General features: G+C 71.5%; 17 protein-coding genes. 12 read left to right on the plus strand and 5 right to left on the minus strand.

Annotated elements, in window-relative coordinates; translation table 11 throughout:
- Positions 1-12: 12 nt before the first annotated feature.
- Complete coding sequence (gene hmgA / locus ACFVJQ_RS05545) at positions 13-1329, minus strand: homogentisate 1,2-dioxygenase (protein WP_385781156.1); 1317 nt, start codon at positions 1327-1329, stop codon at positions 13-15.
- Between the two features lie 166 nt (positions 1330-1495).
- Here hmgA and ACFVJQ_RS05550 point away from each other — a divergent pair, with 166 nt between their 5' ends.
- From ACFVJQ_RS05550 to ACFVJQ_RS05585, 8 genes are all read left to right on the plus strand, one after another.
- The gene (locus ACFVJQ_RS05550) at positions 1496-2059 is read left to right on the plus strand and encodes a hypothetical protein (protein WP_385512986.1); all 564 of its coding nucleotides are present in this window, start codon (positions 1496-1498) and stop codon (positions 2057-2059) included.
- Positions 2056-2673, plus strand: a complete 618-nt coding sequence (locus ACFVJQ_RS05555; protein ID WP_385512987.1) for a TetR family transcriptional regulator — start codon at positions 2056-2058, stop codon at positions 2671-2673. The genes ACFVJQ_RS05550 and ACFVJQ_RS05555 overlap by 4 nt, the downstream gene beginning before the upstream one ends.
- Positions 2674-2787: 114 nt before the next feature.
- The gene (locus ACFVJQ_RS05560; protein ID WP_385512988.1) at positions 2788-5040 is read left to right on the plus strand and encodes a molybdopterin oxidoreductase family protein; all 2253 of its coding nucleotides are present in this window, start codon (positions 2788-2790) and stop codon (positions 5038-5040) included.
- A 133-nt stretch (positions 5041-5173) separates the two neighbouring features.
- Complete coding sequence (locus ACFVJQ_RS05565; RefSeq protein WP_385512989.1) at positions 5174-6577, plus strand: CitMHS family transporter; 1404 nt, start codon at positions 5174-5176, stop codon at positions 6575-6577.
- Between the two features lie 28 nt (positions 6578-6605).
- The gene (locus ACFVJQ_RS05570; protein WP_385781161.1) at positions 6606-7850 is read left to right on the plus strand and encodes an MFS transporter; all 1245 of its coding nucleotides are present in this window, start codon (positions 6606-6608) and stop codon (positions 7848-7850) included.
- Between the two features lie 117 nt (positions 7851-7967).
- Positions 7968-9356, plus strand: coding sequence for an aldehyde dehydrogenase family protein (locus tag ACFVJQ_RS05575; RefSeq protein WP_385781164.1), 1389 nt, complete (start codon positions 7968-7970; stop codon positions 9354-9356).
- A 14-nt stretch (positions 9357-9370) separates the two neighbouring features.
- Positions 9371-10456, plus strand: a complete 1086-nt coding sequence (locus ACFVJQ_RS05580) for a Zn-dependent alcohol dehydrogenase (RefSeq protein ID WP_385512992.1) — start codon at positions 9371-9373, stop codon at positions 10454-10456.
- 189 nt (positions 10457-10645) lie between these two features.
- Positions 10646-11965, plus strand: a complete 1320-nt coding sequence (locus ACFVJQ_RS05585) for an MFS transporter (protein ID WP_385781167.1) — start codon at positions 10646-10648, stop codon at positions 11963-11965.
- Between the two features lie 64 nt (positions 11966-12029).
- Here ACFVJQ_RS05585 and ACFVJQ_RS05590 read toward each other — a convergent pair whose 3' ends face one another.
- Positions 12030-12743 carry an ArsR/SmtB family transcription factor gene (locus ACFVJQ_RS05590; protein ID WP_385781170.1) on the minus strand — a complete coding sequence of 238 codons (714 nt, stop codon included), beginning with the start codon at positions 12741-12743 and terminating at the stop codon, positions 12030-12032.
- Positions 12744-12789: 46 nt separating this feature from the next.
- Positions 12790-13431, minus strand: coding sequence for a TetR/AcrR family transcriptional regulator (locus tag ACFVJQ_RS05595; RefSeq protein ID WP_385512995.1), 642 nt, complete (start codon positions 13429-13431; stop codon positions 12790-12792).
- An 81-nt stretch (positions 13432-13512) separates the two neighbouring features.
- On the opposite strand from ACFVJQ_RS05595, the gene ACFVJQ_RS05600 reads away from it, so the two are divergent.
- The 3 genes from ACFVJQ_RS05600 (at position 13513) to ACFVJQ_RS05610 (ending at position 15824) form a co-directional block, all read left to right on the plus strand.
- Positions 13513-14664 carry an acyl-CoA dehydrogenase family protein gene (locus ACFVJQ_RS05600; protein ID WP_385512996.1) on the plus strand — a complete coding sequence of 384 codons (1152 nt, stop codon included), beginning with the start codon at positions 13513-13515 and terminating at the stop codon, positions 14662-14664.
- Positions 14665-14723: 59 nt separating this feature from the next.
- Positions 14724-15011 (plus strand): YiaA/YiaB family inner membrane protein, encoded by a 288-nt coding sequence (locus ACFVJQ_RS05605; protein WP_385512997.1) that lies wholly within the window; start codon positions 14724-14726, stop codon positions 15009-15011.
- A 168-nt stretch (positions 15012-15179) separates the two neighbouring features.
- Positions 15180-15824 carry a TetR family transcriptional regulator gene (locus ACFVJQ_RS05610; protein WP_385781175.1) on the plus strand — a complete coding sequence of 215 codons (645 nt, stop codon included), beginning with the start codon at positions 15180-15182 and terminating at the stop codon, positions 15822-15824.
- A 3-nt stretch (positions 15825-15827) separates the two neighbouring features.
- Here ACFVJQ_RS05610 and ACFVJQ_RS05615 read toward each other — a convergent pair whose 3' ends face one another.
- A complete protein-coding gene (locus ACFVJQ_RS05615) occupies positions 15828-16289 on the minus strand; it encodes a MaoC family dehydratase (RefSeq protein ID WP_385781178.1) in 462 nt (153 codons plus the stop codon).
- A 105-nt stretch (positions 16290-16394) separates the two neighbouring features.
- On the opposite strand from ACFVJQ_RS05615, the gene soxR reads away from it, so the two are divergent.
- Positions 16395-16904 carry a redox-sensitive transcriptional activator SoxR gene (gene soxR, locus ACFVJQ_RS05620; RefSeq protein ID WP_385513000.1) on the plus strand — a complete coding sequence of 170 codons (510 nt, stop codon included), beginning with the start codon at positions 16395-16397 and terminating at the stop codon, positions 16902-16904.
- A gap of 102 nt (positions 16905-17006) precedes the next feature.
- Here the strand turns inward: soxR and ACFVJQ_RS05625 are convergent, their stop codons facing one another.
- On the minus strand, positions 17007-17609 hold the full coding sequence (locus tag ACFVJQ_RS05625) for a hypothetical protein (RefSeq protein WP_385261865.1): 603 nt from the start codon (positions 17607-17609) through the stop codon (positions 17007-17009).
- Between the last annotated feature and the right edge of the window lie 103 nt (positions 17610-17712).

A 17712-nucleotide genomic window follows, 5' to 3' on the forward strand; every position in this document is an offset into this window, starting at 1 on the left:
GCACGGGAATGTTCAGTGCAAGGGGCGGAAGTGCCGCTGCAGGCCCTGCCACACGTCGTCGTAGCCCTGCTGAAGGTGCTCGGCGCGCGCCGCCTGCGGGGTCAGGGTCACCGGCCACCGGGTCTCGAACATGAACGCCAGCCCGTCGTCGACCTTCTGCGGCCGCAGCTCGGCGGCGCTGGCCCGGTCGAACGTCTCCCGGTCCGGACCGTGCGCCGACATCATGTTGTGCAGCGAGCCGCCGCCCGGCACAAAGCCCTCCGCCTTGGCGTCGTACGCGCCCTCGACGAGGCCCATGTACTCGGACATGACGTTGCGATGGAAGTACGGCGGCCGGAAGGTGTCCTCGCCCACCAGCCAGCGCGGCGCGAAGACCACGAAGTCGACGCCCGCGAGGCCGGGGGTGTCGCTCGGTGAGGTCAGCACCGTGAAGATCGACGGGTCGGGGTGGTCGTAGCTGATGGTGCCGAGCACATTGAAACGACGCAGGTCGTATGTGTACGGCACATGGTTGCCGTGCCAGGCGACGACGTCGAGCGGCGAGTGGTCGTAGGTGGCCGTCCAGAGGTTGCCGCAGAACTTGTTGACCACCTCGACCGGGCCCTCGACGTCCTCGTACGCGGCGACCGGCGCCCGGAAGTCGCGGGGGTTGGCCAGGCCGTTGGCGCCGATCGGGCCGAGGTCGGGCAGGCGGAAGGGGGCGCCGTAGTTCTCGCAGACGTAGCCCCGGGCCGAATCGTCGAGGAGTTCCACACGGAAGCGCACTCCGCGCGGGATCAGCGCCACATGGCCCGGTTCCGCCGCCAGCAGCCCGAACTCGGTGCGCAGCAGCAGCCCGCCGCGCTCCGGGACGATCAGCAGCTCGCCGTCTGCGTCGCTGAACACGCGGTCCATGTCGGCGTCGGCGTGATAGAGGTGCACGGCCATGCCGGCGCGCTGGGTCGCGTCGCCGTTGCCGCCCAGGGTCCACAGGCCGGCCAGGAAGTCCGTGCCGGGCGCCGGCTCCGGCAGGGGGTTCCAGCGCAGCCGGTTCGGGTCGGGCACGGTCTCGGTGAAGGGCGCCGTGCGCAGTGTGCCGTTGTCCGCGCGGGTGAAGGCCGGGTGCGCGACCGACGGGCGGATCCGGTAGAGCCACGAGCGGCGGTTGTGCGCCCGCGGTTCCGTGAAGGCCGTTCCGCTGAGCTGCTCCGCGTAGAGGCCCAGTGGGGCGCGCTGTGGTGAGTTGCGGCCCTCGGGCAGTGCGCCCGGGACGGCCTCGGAACTGTGCTCGTTGCCGAACCCGTGGAGGTGGGCCAGCCCTTCGGCGGTCTTCCGCGCGTCCCCGCTCATGATCGGTGCTCCCTTGCACGTGATTCCTATGGTTCACCGTAGGATTGTGGTTCGGGGGGCGCAAGAGGTCCGTACGACCTCCTCTCGACGGACGACCCGGAGGATGACGAGAACCAGACTCCAGGGGGATTCGGGGTGTCGGACCGGTGTTCTAGTCTCCCGTTTCATGTCGTGGACGCGCCGAATTCCCGCCGCGCTCGCGGTCTGTGTCCTGCTGCTGACCGGATCCGTGGGCTGTGGCACCAGTGCTGCGGGAGGACAGAAGAACGGGGAGTCGCCGTCGCCGGTGGGCAGAATCCTCGACGACACCGACGACGAGGGGCAGCCCTACCGCGAGGTGGACGAGGAGCGCGCCCCCGAGGTCGACATCGAGGTCCAGCCCGACGCCTCCGGTGGCGGCTGGGACGTACGGCTGACCGTCCGTGACTTCCGCTTCTCGTCGGCCGGTACACGGCCGAAGGCGGTGCCCGGCCAGGGGTTCGCCCGCCTCTTCCTGGACGGCCGCCCGGTCGCCCGACTGCGCACGCCCGAGTACCGTCTGGCCGCCGGTCTCGTCCCGCGCGGCACCCACCAGGTCACCGCGCGGCTGTACGCCGACGACGGCACCGTGTGGGCGGTCGACGGCGAACCCGTCGAGTGCACGGCCGACATCACCGCCTCGGGAACCGAGCCGGCGCCCACGACCAAGGGACCCGCCGGTTCACCGGATCACGCCGACCGGGCATCATGAAGCCCGTGCCCCATGCGACAACGCTCCGTCGTGCGCCCGTGCAGCGGCGCAGCGCCGAACGGCTGACCCGGATCCTCGACGCCTGCGCCGACCTCCTCGACGAGGTCGGCTACGACGACCTGAGCACCCGCGCGGTCGCCCAGCGCGCCGGTGTCCCCATCGGCTCGGTCTACCGCTTCTTCGGCAACAAGCGCCAGATGGCCGACGCGCTCGCGCAGCGCAACCTGGAACGCTACGCCGAGCGCGTCACCGAGCGGCTGAAGGATGCCGAACAGGGCGACTGGCGGACCGCCATGGACGCCGTGGTCGACGAGTACCTCGCCATGAAGCGCACCGCACCCGGCTTCTCCCTGGTCGACTTCGGCAACCAGATCCCCGTCGGGGTCCGCCACGGCGAGCCCAACCATCGCGTCGCCGACCGTCTCACCGACCTGCTCTCCGGCCACCTCGACCGCACCCCCGACGAGGAACTGCGCCGCTCCTTCCTGATCGCGGTGGAGACCGCGGACACCCTGGTGCATCTGGCGTTCCGGGTGGACCCGGAAGGGGACGAGAAGATCATCGGGGAGATGCGGGAGATGCTGCGGGCGTATCTGGCGCGCGTACTGGACTGAGGGCCGACGATTTCCGGACCCCGTTTGCGGTGAGGCCTCCCCTCCGTGCATACCGGTCGGTATGCTCGGCGCAGTCCGTGCGTCACCGCTGCCGCCAGACCTCCGGGAGGACCCGTGTCCCGCACCGCCCTGCGTATCTGCCCCCTGTGCGAGGCCACCTGTGGGCTGACGCTCACCATCGAGGGAGCCCGCGTCACCGGCGCCCGCGGTGACCGCGACGACGTGTTCAGTCAGGGCTTCATCTGCCCCAAGGGCGCCTCCTTCGGGGCCGTCGACGGCGACCCCGACCGGCTGCGCACCCCGCTCGTGCGCAGGGACGGGGAGCTGTGCGAGGCCACCTGGGAGGAGGCGTTCGACGCCGTGGCCGCCGGGATCCGGCCGGTCGTCGAGCGGTACGGGCCCCACTCCGTCGGCGTGGTCCTCGGCAACCCCACCGTGCACACCATGGCCGGCGCGTTGTACCCGCCGCTCCTGATCGCGGGACTCGGCACCCGCAGCCTGTTCACCGCGTCCACGGTCGACCAGATGCCCAAGCACGTCTCCAGCGGACTGCTCTACGGCGACGCGCACGCCATCCCCGTACCCGACCTCGACCACACCGACCACCTGCTGCTCATCGGCGCCAACCCGCTGGAGTCCAACGGAAGTCTGTGCACCGCCCCCGACTTCCCCGGTCGGCTCAAGGCGCTCAAGGCGCGCGGCGGCACCCTCACCGTGATCGACCCGCGCCGCACCCGCACCGCCAGACTCGCCGACCGGCACATCGCCGTCCGCCCCGGCACCGACGCCCTGCTCCTCGCGGCGATGGCGTACGTCCTCTTCGCGGAGGACCTGGTCGACCTCGGCGACCTCGCGCCGCACGTCCAGGACCTGCGCGAACTCCGGGACGCCGTACGGGACTTCAGTCCCGAAGCCGTCGCGGCGGCCTGCGACGTCGAGGCCGGCACGATCCGTGCGCTCGCCCGCGAACTGGCGGCCGCCCCCACCGCCGCCGTCTACGGCCGCATCGGCAGCAGCACCGTCCCGCACGGCACGCTCGCCAGCTGGCTCGTCGACGTCCTCAACATCCTCACCGGCAACCTGGACCGGCCGGGTGGCGCCCTGTTCCCGCAGGCCGCCACCGACCGGACGCCCCGGCCCGCAGGACCCGGCCGCGGGTTCGCGCTCGGCCGCTGGCACTCCCGGGTGAGCCGCCACCCGGAGGCCAAGGGCGAGCTGCCGCTGTCCGCGCTCGCCGAGGAGATCGACACCGCCACCGAGGAGGGCGAGCCCGTCCGGGCACTGATCGCCGTGGCCGCCAACCCCGTGCTCTCCGCGCCCGACGGCGACCGCCTCGACAAGGCCCTCGACTCGCTGGACTTCATGGTCAGCGTCGACCCCTACCTCAACGAGACCTCCCGGCACGCCCATGTCGTGCTGCCGCCGCCCCCGCCCGCCCAGAGCGCTCACCACGACTTCGCCTTCAACACCCTCGCCATCCGCAACCAGGTCCGCTACACCCGCCCCGCCGTGCCCCTGGAGCCGGGCAGGATGCCCGAGACCGAGATCCTCGCCCGCCTGGTCCTGGCCGCCACGGGCATGCACGGCGCCGACCCGGCGGCCGTGGACGCGATGGTCATCGACCAGACCCTCGGCAAGGCGGTCCGGGAACCGCACTCGCCGGTGCACGGCCGCGACCCGAAGGAACTCGCCGCGCAGCTCACGGGGGCGAACGGCCCCGAACGCCGGCTCGACATGATGCTGCGCCTCGGCCCCTACGGCGACGGCTTCGGCGTACGACCGGACGGCCTGACCCTGGAGAAACTGCTCGCCCACCCGCACGGCATCGACCTCGGCCCGCTGCGGCCCCGGCTCCCGCAGCCGCTGAAGACGGTCAGCGGGAAGGTCGAATTGCTCCCGCGGCCCATCGCCGACGACCTGCCCCGCCTGCGCGAGGCGCTGCGGGAACGACCCGACGGGCTCGTCCTCGTCGGCCGCCGCCATCTGCGGTCCAACAACAGCTGGATGCACAACGTGCCCGCTCTCACCGGCGGAACCAACCGCTGCACCCTGCACATTCACCCCGAGGACGCCGAACGCCTCGGTGTGCGCGACGGGGCCCCTGTGCGCGTGAAGGGCGCCGGGGGAGAGGTGACCGCCCCCGCGGAGGTCACCGACGGTGTGCGCAGGGGCGTGGTCAGCCTGCCGCACGGCTGGGGCCACGACCGCCCCGGCACCCGCCTCACCCACGCCGCCACCGACCCCGGCGTCAACGTCAACCAGCTCCTCGACGGCAGCCTGCTCGACCCGCTGTCGGGCAACGCGGTCCTCAACGGAGTGCCCGTGGAAGTCGCCGCCGTGACCGAAAAGCTCACCCCGCTGACCTGAGCAAAGCTGTGACCAGCAGTTTTGCGCTTATTGCTCGCACGTCAACGTCTTGTTAACGCTGCTTGACGGGACCTAACGTCGTCGCACCGCCGGCCCTGGTGGGAGTTCAAGGGCGAACGTTAGGTATCCACTCATGCTGACCATCCTCGGCTTCACCATGATCGCGACCTTCCTGGTCCTGATCATGATGAAGAAGATGTCGCCCATTGCGGCGCTCGTGCTCATACCCGCACTGTTCTGTGTCTTCGTCGGCAAGGGCGCGCAGCTCGGCGACTACGTCATCGACGGGGTCTCCAGCCTCGCCCCCACCGCGGCGATGCTCATGTTCGCGATCGTCTACTTCGGTGTGATGATCGACGTCGGGCTCTTCGACCCGATCGTCCGGGGGATCCTCAAGTTCTGCAAGGCCGACCCGATGCGGATCGTGGTCGGTACGGCCCTGCTCGCCGCGATCGTGTCGCTGGACGGCGACGGCTCGACCACCTTCATGATCACGGTCTCGGCCCTGTACCCGCTGTACAAGCGCCTGAAGATGAGCCTGGTCATCCTGACCGGTGTCGCGGCGATGGCCAACGGCGTGATGAACACCCTGCCGTGGGGCGGCCCGACCGCGCGCGCCGCCACCGCCCTGAAGCTGGACGCCAGCGACATCTTCGTGCCGATGATCCCGGCCCTGGCCGTCGGTCTGCTCTTCGTGATCGTCCTCTCGTACGTCCTCGGTCTGCGCGAGCGCAGGCGGCTCGGCGTGCTGACGCTGGACGAGGTGCTGGTGGAGGAGAAGGAGAAGGAGACGGTCCTGGTCGCGGGCGGCTCCGGCTCCGGCACCGGCAAGGGTGTCGCGAGCACCGGCGGTTCGGGCGCCGGCACCGACGCCGACGCCCCCGAGGACGACGACTTCCAGGGCCTCGACCCCGACCGGCCCACCCTGCGCCCCAAGCTGTACTGGTTCAACGCGCTGCTCACGGTCGGCCTGCTCACCGCCATGATCATGGAGCTGCTGCCGATCCCGGTGCTGTTCCTGCTCGGTGCCGCCCTCGCGCTCACCGTCAACTTCCCGCACCTTCCCGACCAGAAGGCCCGGCTCGCCGCCCACGCCGACAACGTCCTCAACGTCTCCGGCATGGTCTTCGCCGCCGCCGTCTTCACCGGCGTCCTCCAGGGCACCGGCATGGTCGACAGCATGGCCAAGTGGATGGTCGACGTCATCCCCGAGGGCATGGGCCCGCACATGGCCCTCGTCACCGGCATCCTGAGCCTGCCGCTCACCTACTTCATGTCGAACGACGGCTTCTACTTCGGCGTCCTCCCGGTCCTCGCCGAGGCCGGCGCCGCGCACGGTGTCTCGCCGCTGGAGATGGCCCGCGCCTCGCTCGTCGGCCAGCCGCTGCACATGTCCAGCCCGCTCGTCCCGGCCGTGTACGTGCTGGTCGGCATGGCGAAGGTCGAATTCGGCGACCACACAAGGTTCGTGGTGAAGTGGGCCGCCCTCACATGCCTCGTGATCCTCGGGGCAGGCATCCTGTTCGGGATCATCTGATCCGTTGACCGGTGGAGGTTCGCTCATCGTGAGGCCCGGCAGGAACCGCGGCTGGCTGCTCCGTCTCGTCATCGCCTTCAGCTTCGCGCAGGGGGCGGTGTCGATGGCCCGGCCGGCGGTCTCCTACCGGGCCCTCGCGCTGGGCGCCGACGAGCGGGCGGTCGGTGTGATCGCCGGTGTCTACGCCCTGCTCCCCCTGTTCGCCGCCGTCCCCCTGGGCCGGCGTACCGACCACGGCCGCTGTGCGCCCCTGCTGCCCGCCGGTGTCGTCCTGATATCCGGCGGCTGCGCGCTCAGCGGCCTCGTCGACTCGCTCTGGGCGATGGCGATCTGGAGCGGTGTGATGGGCCTCGGGCACCTCAGCTTCGTGATCGGCGCCCAGTCCCTGGTCGCCCGCCAGTCCGCCCCGCACGAACAGGACCGCAACTTCGGCCACTTCACCATCGGCGCCTCGCTCGGCCAGCTGGTCGGCCCGATCGCGGCCGGGGCGCTGATCGGCGGCCACGACATGGTGGGCACCAGTGCGCTCGCCCTGCTCGTCGCGGGCGCGGGTTGCGCGGTGGCGTTCACGTCGCTGTGGCGCATAGAGGATCGTCGTACGACGCCCAAGTCCCGTACCGGACAGGGAGACCGCGTCCCCGTCCACCGCATCCTGCGCGCGCGGGGCGTGCCCGCGGGCATCCTGATCAGCCTCTCGGTGCTGTCCGCGACCGACGTCCTCACGGCCTACCTGCCCGTGGTCGGCGAAGAACGCGGCATCGCACCGTCCGTGATCGGCCTGCTGCTCAGTCTGCGCGCGGCGGCCACCATCGCCTGCCGGCTGGTCCTCACGCCCCTGCTGCGGCTGGTCGGCCGCACCCTGCTGCTGACCGTGACCTGCCTGCTGGCGGCCCTGCTGTGCGTGGGCATCGCCCTGCCGGTGCCGGTGTGGGCGCTGGCCCTGATCCTCGCCGCCCTCGGCTTCTGCCTGGGCGTCGGCCAGCCGCTGTCCATGACGACGGTCGTCCAGGCGGCCCCCGAGGGTGCCCGCTCCACGGCCCTCGCCCTGCGTCTGACCGGCAACCGCCTGGGCCAGGTCGCCGCTCCCGCCACGGCCGGCCTGATCGCCGGGGTCGCGGGCGTGGCCGCGCCGTTCGTGATGCTCGGCGGGCTGTTGCTGCTGTCGGCGGGCGTGGCACTGCGCTCCCCGGCCAGGCCCGCCGAGGAGGACACCGCGGCCACCGGCAGACGTCCGTCACCCCACCCGACGGCGCAGCGCAAGAGCGACGCCTGACGCCACGCGCCCGGGTACCTCTGGTGCCGGAGGCTTCGGGGGCACCCCTGGCGCCGGAAAACTAACACCGCTAGTTTGGGCACCGGACGACGCACAGGCTCGGGAGGCAGACAGATCATGAAGGCGCAGCAGGCCCTGTACATCGACGGCGTCTGGTGCCCCGCCGAGGGCCAGGACACGATCGACGTCGTGAACCCGGTCGACGAGCAGGTCATCGGGCAGGTTCCCGCGGGCAACGCCGAGGACGTGGACCACGCGGTCCGGGCGGCCCGCGCCGCGCTCCCGGCCTGGGCCGCCACACCGCCGGCCGAGCGGGCCGCGCGACTGGCCGCCCTGCGGGACGTCCTCGTGGCACGCAAGGACGAGATCGCCGGGACGATCACCGCGGAGCTGGGCTCGCCACTGGCGTTCTCGCAGGCGGTGCACATGGGCACGCCGATCGCGGTCGCGGGCTCGTACGCCGAGCTGGCGGCGACGTACGCCTTCGAGGAGAGGGTCGGCAACTCGACCGTCTACCACGAGCCGATCGGCGTGGTCGGCGCCATCACGCCCTGGAACTACCCCCTGCACCAGATCGTCGCCAAGGTCGCCCCGGCCCTCGCCGCGGGCTGCACCGTCGTCCTGAAGCCCGCCGAGGACACCCCGCTCACCGCGCAGGCCTTCGCGGACGCGGTGCACGAGGCGGGCGTCCCGGCCGGCGTCCTCAACCTCGTCACGGGCCTCGGCCCGGTGGCCGGGCAGGCCCTCGCCGGGCACCCGGACGTCGACCTGGTCTCCTTCACCGGCTCCACGGCCGTCGGCAGTCGGATCGCGGCCACGGCCGGCGCCGCCGTGAAGAAGGTCGCTCTCGAACTGGGCGGCAAGTCCGCCAACGTCATCCTGCCGAGCGCCGACCTGGCCCGGGCGGTCAACGTCGGTGTCGCCAACGTGATGTCCAACTCCGGCCAGACGTGCAGCGCATGGACCCGCATGCTCGTCCACACCGCGCAGTACGACGCAGCCGTCGAGCTCGCCGCCGCGGCAGCCGCGAAGTACGGCGACCGCATCGGCCCGGTCGTGAACGCCAGGCAGCGGGACCGGGTGCGCGGCTACATCGAGAAGGGTCTGGCCGAGGGCGCCCGCCTGGTCGCGGGCGGCGTCGAACCCCCGCGTGAGCGCGGTTACTTCATCAGCCCGACCGTCCTCGCCGACGTCACCCCCGAGATGACCGTCGCGCAGGAGGAGATCTTCGGTCCGGTCCTGTCGATCCTCCGCTACGAGAACGAGGAGGACGCCCTGCGCATCGCGAACGGCACGGTGTACGGGCTCGCCGGCGCCGTCTGGGCGGGCGACGAGGCGGAGGCGGTCGCCTTCGCACGCCGCATGGAGACCGGCCAGGTCGACATCAACGGCGGCCGCTTCAACCCGCTCGCGCCCTTCGGCGGGTACAAGCAGTCGGGCGTGGGCCGGGAGCTGGGCGTGTACGGCCTCGCCGAGTACCTCCAGACCAAGTCCCTCCAGTTCTGACGGAGTTGTCCGACATGACCGTCCGTGCCGCCGTACTGCCCGCCATCGGCTCCCCGCTGGAGATCACCGAGATCGACCTGCCCGATCCCGGCCCCGGCCAGGTCCGGGTCCGCCTCGCCGCCGCCGGTGTCTGCCACTCCGACCTCTCCCTGTCCAACGGCACCCTGCGGGTACCGGTCCCCGCCGTCCTCGGCCACGAGGGCGCCGGCACGGTCGTCGCGGTCGGCGACGGGGTGACGCACCTCGCGCCCGGTGACGGCGTGGTCCTCAACTGGGCCCCGTCCTGCGGCACATGCCCCGCCTGCACGCTCGGCGAGGTCTGGCTGTGCGCCAACGCCCTGAACGGCGCGGCCGACGTCCACGCCCACCGCTCCAGCGACGGCGCGGAGCTGTACCCCGGGCTGAACGTGGCCGCGTTCGCTCAGGAGACGGTGGTCTCCGCATCCTGCGCCCTGCCCGCCCCGCCCGGCGTCCCGCTCACCGACGCCGCCCTCCTCGGCTGCGCGGTGCTCACCGGCTATGGTGCGGTGCACCACTCGGCGCGGGTCCGGCCCGGCGAGACGGTCGCCGTGTTCGGGGTGGGCGGCGTCGGCCTGGCCGCCCTCCAGTCGGCCCGGATCGCGGGCGCGTCCCGGATCATCGCGGTGGACGTCTCCCCGCAGAAGGAGGAACTGGCCCGCGCGGCAGGCGCCACCGACTACGTCCTCGCCTCCGACGACACCCCCCGAGAGATCCGCGCCCGCACCGCCAAGCAGGGCGTCGACGTCGCCGTCGAGTGCGTGGGCCGCGCGGTCACCATCCGCGCGGCGTGGGAGTCGACCCGCCGCGGCGGCCGTACGACGGTGGTGGGCATCGGCGGCAAGGACCAGCAGGTCACCTTCAACGCCCTGGAGATCTTCCACTGGGGCCGCACCCTCTCCGGCTGCGTCTACGGCAACTCCAACCCCGAGCACGACCTCCCCGTCCTCGCCGACCACGTCCGCTCCGGCCGCCTCGACCTGACAGCGCTGGTCACCGAACACATCGCCCTGGACGGCATTCCGGCGGCCTTCGAGAACATGTCGGCGGGGAAGGGCGGCCGGGCCCTGGTGGTCTTCTAGCCCGGCCCCCCGCGCTCCCCGGCCCCGCGGGTGGGCCGGGGCTTCGGCATGCCCGCACGCCGTTCTCCGTGCCATGCACAGGCAAAACTCCTGCTGCACGACCCGTTGACGGCCATACCGTCCGGTCAGTACGTTCCCGGAACCCGAGTCACCCCTGTTCCGTCCCCGCACCCACCGGAGTGTGCACGCATGGACACGGCACCTTCCGCCCAGCCGCTCACCACCGCCCCGGCCACCCCGAACCGCCGCCGGGTCGCCACCGCAGCCGCCCTCGCCTCGGCCGTCGAGTGGTACGACTACTTCGTCTTCGGCATCGCCGCCGCCCTCGTCCTCGGCGACCTGTACTTCCCGGCCAGCAGCCCCACCGCCGGAGTACTCGCCGCCTTCGCCACCTTCGCCGTCGGCTTCCTCGCCCGCCCCCTCGGCGGCATCGTCGCCGGCCACCTCGGCGACCGACGTGGCCGCAAGCCGATGCTGGTCCTCGCGCTCACGCTCATGGGCATCGCCACCACCGGCATCGGCCTCCTCCCGACGTACGAGACGATCGGCGTGGCCGCCCCGATCCTCCTCGTCACCCTCCGAGTCGCCCAGGGCGTCGCGGTCGGCGCGCAGTGGGGCGGCGCGATGCTGCTCGCCACCGAATACGCCCCCGAGGGCAAACGCGGCGTCTACGGCAGCGTCGTCCAACTCGGCGTCCCCATCGGCGTGGTGACCGCCAACACCGTCTTCCTGCTGGCCGGCGCGCTCACCACGGAGTCCGCGTTCGAGGCGTGGGGCTGGCGCGTCCCCTTCCTGGTCGGCATCCTCGTCCTCGCCCTCGCCTGGTACATCCACACCCGCGTCGAGGAGACCCCCGAGTTCCGTGAGGCGGAAAGGGCGCTGGCCGAGAAGGAGAAGTCGGAGCAGAGCTCCCCGCTGCGCACGATCCTGCGCCACCACCTCGGCACGGTCCTCCTCGCCGGCGGCTCCTTCGCGGTGAACACCGCGACGTTCTACATCCTCATCACCGGCGTCCTCGACTACACGACCCGCGAACTCGACATGGAACGCGGCGCGGTGCTCACCGTCTCCCTCTGCGTCAGCCTCACCCAGCTCGTCCTCATCCCGGCTTCCGCCGCGCTGTCCGACCGCGTCGGCCGGATCCGGATCTACGCGCTCGGCGCAGCCGGTATCGCGCTGTGGGCCGTGCCGCTGTTCCTGCTGATCGACACCGGATCGCTGCTGTGGCTCGCGGTCGGCACGTTCGTCGCCAGCTGCTTCCTCAGCATCATGTACGGCCCCCAGGCCGCCCTGTTCGCCGAGCTGTTCACGCCCGAGATGCGCTACACCGGCGCCTCCCTCGGCTACCAGATCGCGGCCGTGTTCGGCGGCGGCCTCGCCCCCTTCGTGATGGTGCTGCTCCTGGAGGCGACGGACACGTCGATGGCGGTGTCCGCCTACATCATCGGCCTCGCCGTGATCGCACTGCTGTCCATCAAGGTCCTTGCGGACCGGGCACGTTCACGCTGATCCCGACCCGCCCTCGGGCTGCGGCGCCTTCTCGGAAACCGGCGCCGCGGCCCGCGACCGGTGCTCAGCGCAGCGCTCCCGCCTCGATGCCGAGCAGTTCGGACAGGGCGCGCTCACCTTCCGGCGTCACCTTCACCGCCCGCTCCGAGCCGATGCGCACACACCAGGCGGCGTCGAGAGCGTGCCGGCACAGGGCCGCGCCCGCGACGCCGGCGAGATGGGGGCGGCGTTCGGTCCAGTCCAGGCATGCGCGGGCCAGCGGGCGGCGGCTCGTGCGGTCGAGGGCGATGCCCGCGGAGTCGAACCACCGCAGTCCGGCGTCCGTGAGCGCGAACCCGGTGTCCTGCAGCAGCAGCCCGCGCGCGGTCAACGCATCGGTGACCGCGATACCGAGTCGCCCGGCGAGGTGGTCGTAGCAGGTACGGCCGCGGGCCATGGCCGACCCGGCACTCGTCTCACGCAGCCCGCGCGGCCGTCGGACCACGGCACCGGGCGCGACCTGCGCGGCCAGATCCTCCACCAACTGCGCGACCCGCGCATCGGCCAGCCGCACATACCGGTGCCGCCCCTGCCGCTCCTCGGCCAGCACCCCGCCCGCGACCAGCCGGTGCAGATGCTCACTCGCCGTCGACGCGGCCACCCCCGCATGCCGCGCCAGCTCACCGGCGGTCCACGCCCGCCCGTCGAGCAGCGCCAGCAGACACGCGGCGCGCGTCTCGTCGGCGATCAGTCCGGCGAACCGCGCAAGCGCCGGCGCCCGGGGATCCCTGGAGGTCATGCACCCAGCATGGTGCACTCACCTTTCGGTGCCCACCGAACCGTCTCTACGCAGGCCGTGCGACCTGCTCGTACTGCTGCGCCAACCCGTCCAGCAGGGCCGCGAGCCCGGTCTCGAAGGCGCGCTCGTCGATCTTCTCCTGCCGCTCGGCCAGGAGATGGGCCTGCCCGAGGTGCGGGTAGTCGGCGGGGTCGTATGCGCTCACGTCGTCCACGAAACCCCCGGCGAACGAGCCCAGTGCGGAGCCCATGATGAAGTACCGCATCAGCGCGCCGATGGAGGTGGCCTGCGCGGGTGGCCAGCCGGCCTCGACCATCGCGCCGTAGACCGCGTCCGCCAGACGCAGCGCGGCCGGGCGGCGGCCGGGGCCGCGGGCGAGGACCGGGACGATGTTCGGGTGGTCGCGCAGCGCGGCCCGGTAGGAGACGGCCCAGTCGTGCAGCGCGGTCCGCCAGTCCCGGCCGTCCTCGAACATCGACAGATCGACCTGGGCGCTCACCGAGTCCGCGACCGCCTCCAGGATCTCGTCCTTGGTGCGGAAGTGGTTGTAGAGCGAGGGCCCGCTCACCCCCAGCTCAGCGGCGAGCCGGCGGGTGGAGACGGCCGCCAGGCCCTCCGTGTCCACCAGCGCGCGGGCCGTCTCGACGATCCGTTCGGTGCTGAGCAGGGGCTTGCGCGGTCGGGCCATGGCGCACATAGTAGGGCTGCGACTGGAAACTAGCAGTGCTAATTTAAATGTGCGTCTTTCAAATGTGTGGGGTGACCCGTCATGAACCTCGAGCTCAGCGAGGAGCAGACCGCCGTACGGCAGCTCGCCCGGGACTTCGTGGACCGCGAGATCGCCCCGAACGCCGTCACCTGGGACCGCGCCGAGGAGGTGGACCGCGGCATCGTCAAGAAGCTCGGTGAGGTCGGGTTCCTCGGGCTGACCGTCGACGAGGAGTACGGCGGCTCGGGCGGCGACCATCTCGCGTACTGCCTGGTGACGGAGGAACTCGGCCGCGGGGACTCGTCCGTGCGCGGCATCGTGTCCGTCTCGCTGGGCCTGGTCGCCAAGACGATCGCCGCCTGGGGGAGCGAGGAGCAGAAGCGGCGGTGGCTGCCCGGGCTCACCTCCGGGGAGCACGTCGGTTGCTTCGGTCTCACCGAGCCGGGCACCGGATCCGACGCCGGGAACCTCGCCACCCGCGCGGTCCGCGACGGCGACGACTACGTGATCAACGGCACCAAGATGTTCATCACGAACGGGACGTGGGCGGATGTCGTCCTGCTGTTCGCCCGCTCCACGGACGCCCCCGGCCACAAGGGCATCTCCGCCTTCCTCGTGCCGGCCTCCGCTCCCGGCCTGACCCGCCGCACCCTTCACGGCAAGCTCGGCCTGCGTGGCCAGGCCACTGCCGAGCTGGTCCTTCAGGACGTCCGCGTCCCCGCCTCCGCGATGCTCGGAGCGGAGGGCAAGGGGTTCTCCGTGGCCATGTCCGCCCTCGCCAAGGGGCGGATGTCGGTCGCGGCGGGCTGTGTCGGCATAGCGCAGGCCGCGCTGGACGCGGCGGTGCGGTACGCCGGCGAGCGCGAGCAGTTCGGCCGGAGCATCGCCCATCACCAGCTCGTCCAGGAGCTCCTCAGCGACATCGCCGTGGACGTCGACGCCGCCCGGCTGCTGACCTGGCGGGTGGCCGACCTGATCGACCGCGGCCTGCCCTTCGCCACCGAGGCGTCCAAGGCCAAGCTCTTCGCCTCGGAGGCGGCCGTCCGCGCTGCCAACAACGCCCTCCAGGTTTTCGGCGGTTACGGCTACATCGACGAGTACCCGGCGGGCAAGCTGCTGCGTGACGCCCGCGTGATGACCCTTTACGAGGGCACCAGCCAGATCCAGAAGCTGCTCATCGGCAGGGCGCTGACCGGGGTTTCGGCGTTCTGAGTACCTTCTGAGTACCTGAGCGGATGTGGGCCGCACCACATCCGCGGACGCTTGTCCCCATGAATGACACACCGGTCAAACAGCAGAGCACGGCCGCCTTCTACGGTCAGGCCGTCGCGTCGTTCGCCGTCGCCCTGGCCGCCACGGCCGTCGGCATCTTCCAGCTCGAGGCCGATCCATGGGTGCGCGGCTTCCTCGGCATCGCCGTCCTCTATCTCGTCACGTCCGCCTTCACGCTCGCCAAGGTCATCCGCGACCGGCAGGAGGCCGGGCAGATCGTCAGCCGGGTCGACCAGGCGCGGCTGGAGAAGCTGCTCGCCGAGCACGACCCCTTCGAGAAGCTCTGAGCGGGCGCGCAGGCCTGCCGGCAGGATCGGTCGCCGGCTTCCCACGCTCACCAGGACCCATCAGGCATCGTCGCTTTCCTGCGACCTGCTCCGCCGGACAGGCCCTAAGCGCTCGCTCAGCTTCGGCGGTATGGTGGTGCCTCTGGCAGCGAGAGGGGCGGACAGGCGATGAGTACGGCGGAGGAGACGGCCGGCGGCGAGATGCAGCCGTGGGCCGAGGTCACCCCTGATGCGGCCCGGCGACTGCTGATCGCCGCCGTGGAGGCCTTCGCCGAGCGCGGCTATCACGCCACGACGACCCGTGACATCGCGGGCCGCGCCGGCATGAGCCCGGCCGCGCTCTACATCCACTACAAGACCAAGGAAGAGCTGCTGCACCGCATCAGCAGGATCGGCCACGAAAGGGCCCTCGGCATCCTGCGCACGGCGGCCCGGCGTGAGGGCAGCGCGACCGAGCGGCTCGCCGACGCGGTGAGTTCCTTCGTCCGCTGGCACGCCGGGGGCCGCACGACAGCGCGCGTGGTGCAGTACGAACTGGACTCCCTCGGACCCGAGGCCCGCGCCGAGATCGTCGCACTGCGGCGACAGTGCGACGCCGAGGTGCGCGGCATCATCGAGGACGGCCTCGCGGCGGGCGAGTTCGACGTGCTCGACGTGCGGGGCACGACCCTCGCCGTGCTCTCGCTCTGCATCGACGTGGCCCGCTGGTTCAATGTCCAGGGCCCGTGGACGCCCGACGAGGTCGGCGCGATGTACGCCGACCTCGTGCTGCGGATGGTGGGGGCGCAGCGGGCGCCGGGCGCCGAGAAGTAGACCTCAGACGTAGTACCGCGCCACCGACTCGGCGACGCACACCGGCTTGTCCCCGCCCTCGCGCTCCACGGTGAAGGCGGTGGTCACCTGCACCCCGCCCGGCACGTCCTCGACGCCGGTGATCCGCGCGGTGGCGCGCAGCCGGGAGCCGACCGGGACGGGGGAGGGGAAACGGACCTTGTTGGTGCCGTAGTTGACGCCCATCTTCATGCCCTCGACGGCGATCAGCTGCGGGCCGAACAACGGCAGCAGCGACAGGGTCAGATAGCCGTGCGCGATGGTCGTGCCGAACGGACCTGCGGCGGCCTTCTCCGGATCGACATGGATCCACTGATGATCGCCGGTCGCCTCGGCGAACAGATCGATCCGCTTCTGGTCGACCTCCAGCCAGTCCGTGTACCCCAGCTGCTCGCCCACCGCCGCCTTCAGCTCGTCGACGGACGTGAAGATTCTCGGCTCTGCCATGTCCCGGCCTCTCGCGTAGCTTGCCTAAGCGACTGCTTAGCATGGTGCGATCGGAAGCCCATGTCAACGGGTGGTCGGTCATGGCGGGTCGGTAGGGTCGGAGGAGTGCCCAAGATTCCCGAGAAGATCCACGAGCTCACGGTCGGCCAGCTCTCCGCGCGCAGCGGCGCCGCCGTCTCCGCCCTGCACTTCTATGAGTCCAAGGGCCTGATCAGCAGCCGTCGCACCGCCGGCAACCAGCGCCGCTACACCCGTGACACGCTGCGCCGCGTCGCCTTCGTCCGCGCCGCCCAGCGCGTCGGCATCCCGCTCGCCACCATCCGCGAGGCCCTCGCCGAGCTCCCCGAGGAACGCACGCCCACCCGGGAGGACTGGGCCCGCCTCTCCGAGGCCTGGCGCTCTGAACTGGACGAGCGCATCAAGCAGCTCAACCGCCTCCGCGACCACCTCACCGACTGCATCGGCTGCGGCTGCCTCTCCCTGGACACCTGCATCCTGTCCAACCCCGACGACGCCTTCGGTGAACGCCAGTCGGGCTCCCGCCTGATGGTGGAGCGAGGGGGAGGCCGGCCGCAGGGCAGGCCGCGGCAGCGGGAGTCCGGGGACTGCTGCTGAGGGGGCTGCCGACGGGAGGTGGTTGGGGTGCGTCTCACCACCTCCAACTGTCCCCCTTTGTTCCACTTTGCCCCCGTTGTCCCCCGTTGAGCACCCGTATCCTCAGGCGGACATCAGCAGTCGTTCGCGCCTGGCGTACGCCAGGGCCTCGGGCGTGAGCACGGGACGCGGCACCAGGATCCCGCAGTCCGTGCAGACCGGACCCGACGACGGTTCGTGGTCCAGGTCGTACTTCCAGACGAGGCGTTCCCCGCCGCACACCGGGCACGCCGATCCGGGCTCGCGCTCCAGCGCGGCGATCAGCCGGCGCAGTACCTCCGCCAGCGGCTCGACCGGGTGGAGCCGCGGGTCGTCGCACCAGGCGACACCGAAACCGCCCCAGGTCAGCCGGTGCCAGTCGTCCACCGTGCCCGGCCTGCGCAGCCCGTCGTGCTTCTCCTTCTTGCGGCGCTCGGCGAACTCGACCTCGTAGGCCAGCCACACCGCCCGCGCCTCCTCCAGCTCCTCCAACGCGGCCACGAGCCGCGCCGGTTCGGGAGACCGGTCCTCCGGGCCGAAGCCGGCCCGGGAGCACAAGTGGTCCCAGGTCGCCCTGTGCCCGTAGGGGGCGAACCGTTCAAGGCACTTGCGCAGCGAATAGCGCCGTAGCGCCAGATCGCACCGAGGGTCGCGTACCTGTCTCGCCAGACTCCGGAAACCGGCCATCGCCCTGCACCTCCGTCACACCTGCACCTGTACTTCGGTCACTTCGGCGTCGTCGTACGGACGTCTCCGAATAGACGTATCGACAAGCGAATCGGCTCCATCC

This window comes from Streptomyces sp. NPDC127197 (assembly GCF_042672405.1).
Classification (GTDB): Bacteria; Actinomycetota; Actinomycetes; order Streptomycetales; family Streptomycetaceae; genus Streptomyces; species Streptomyces flavusporus.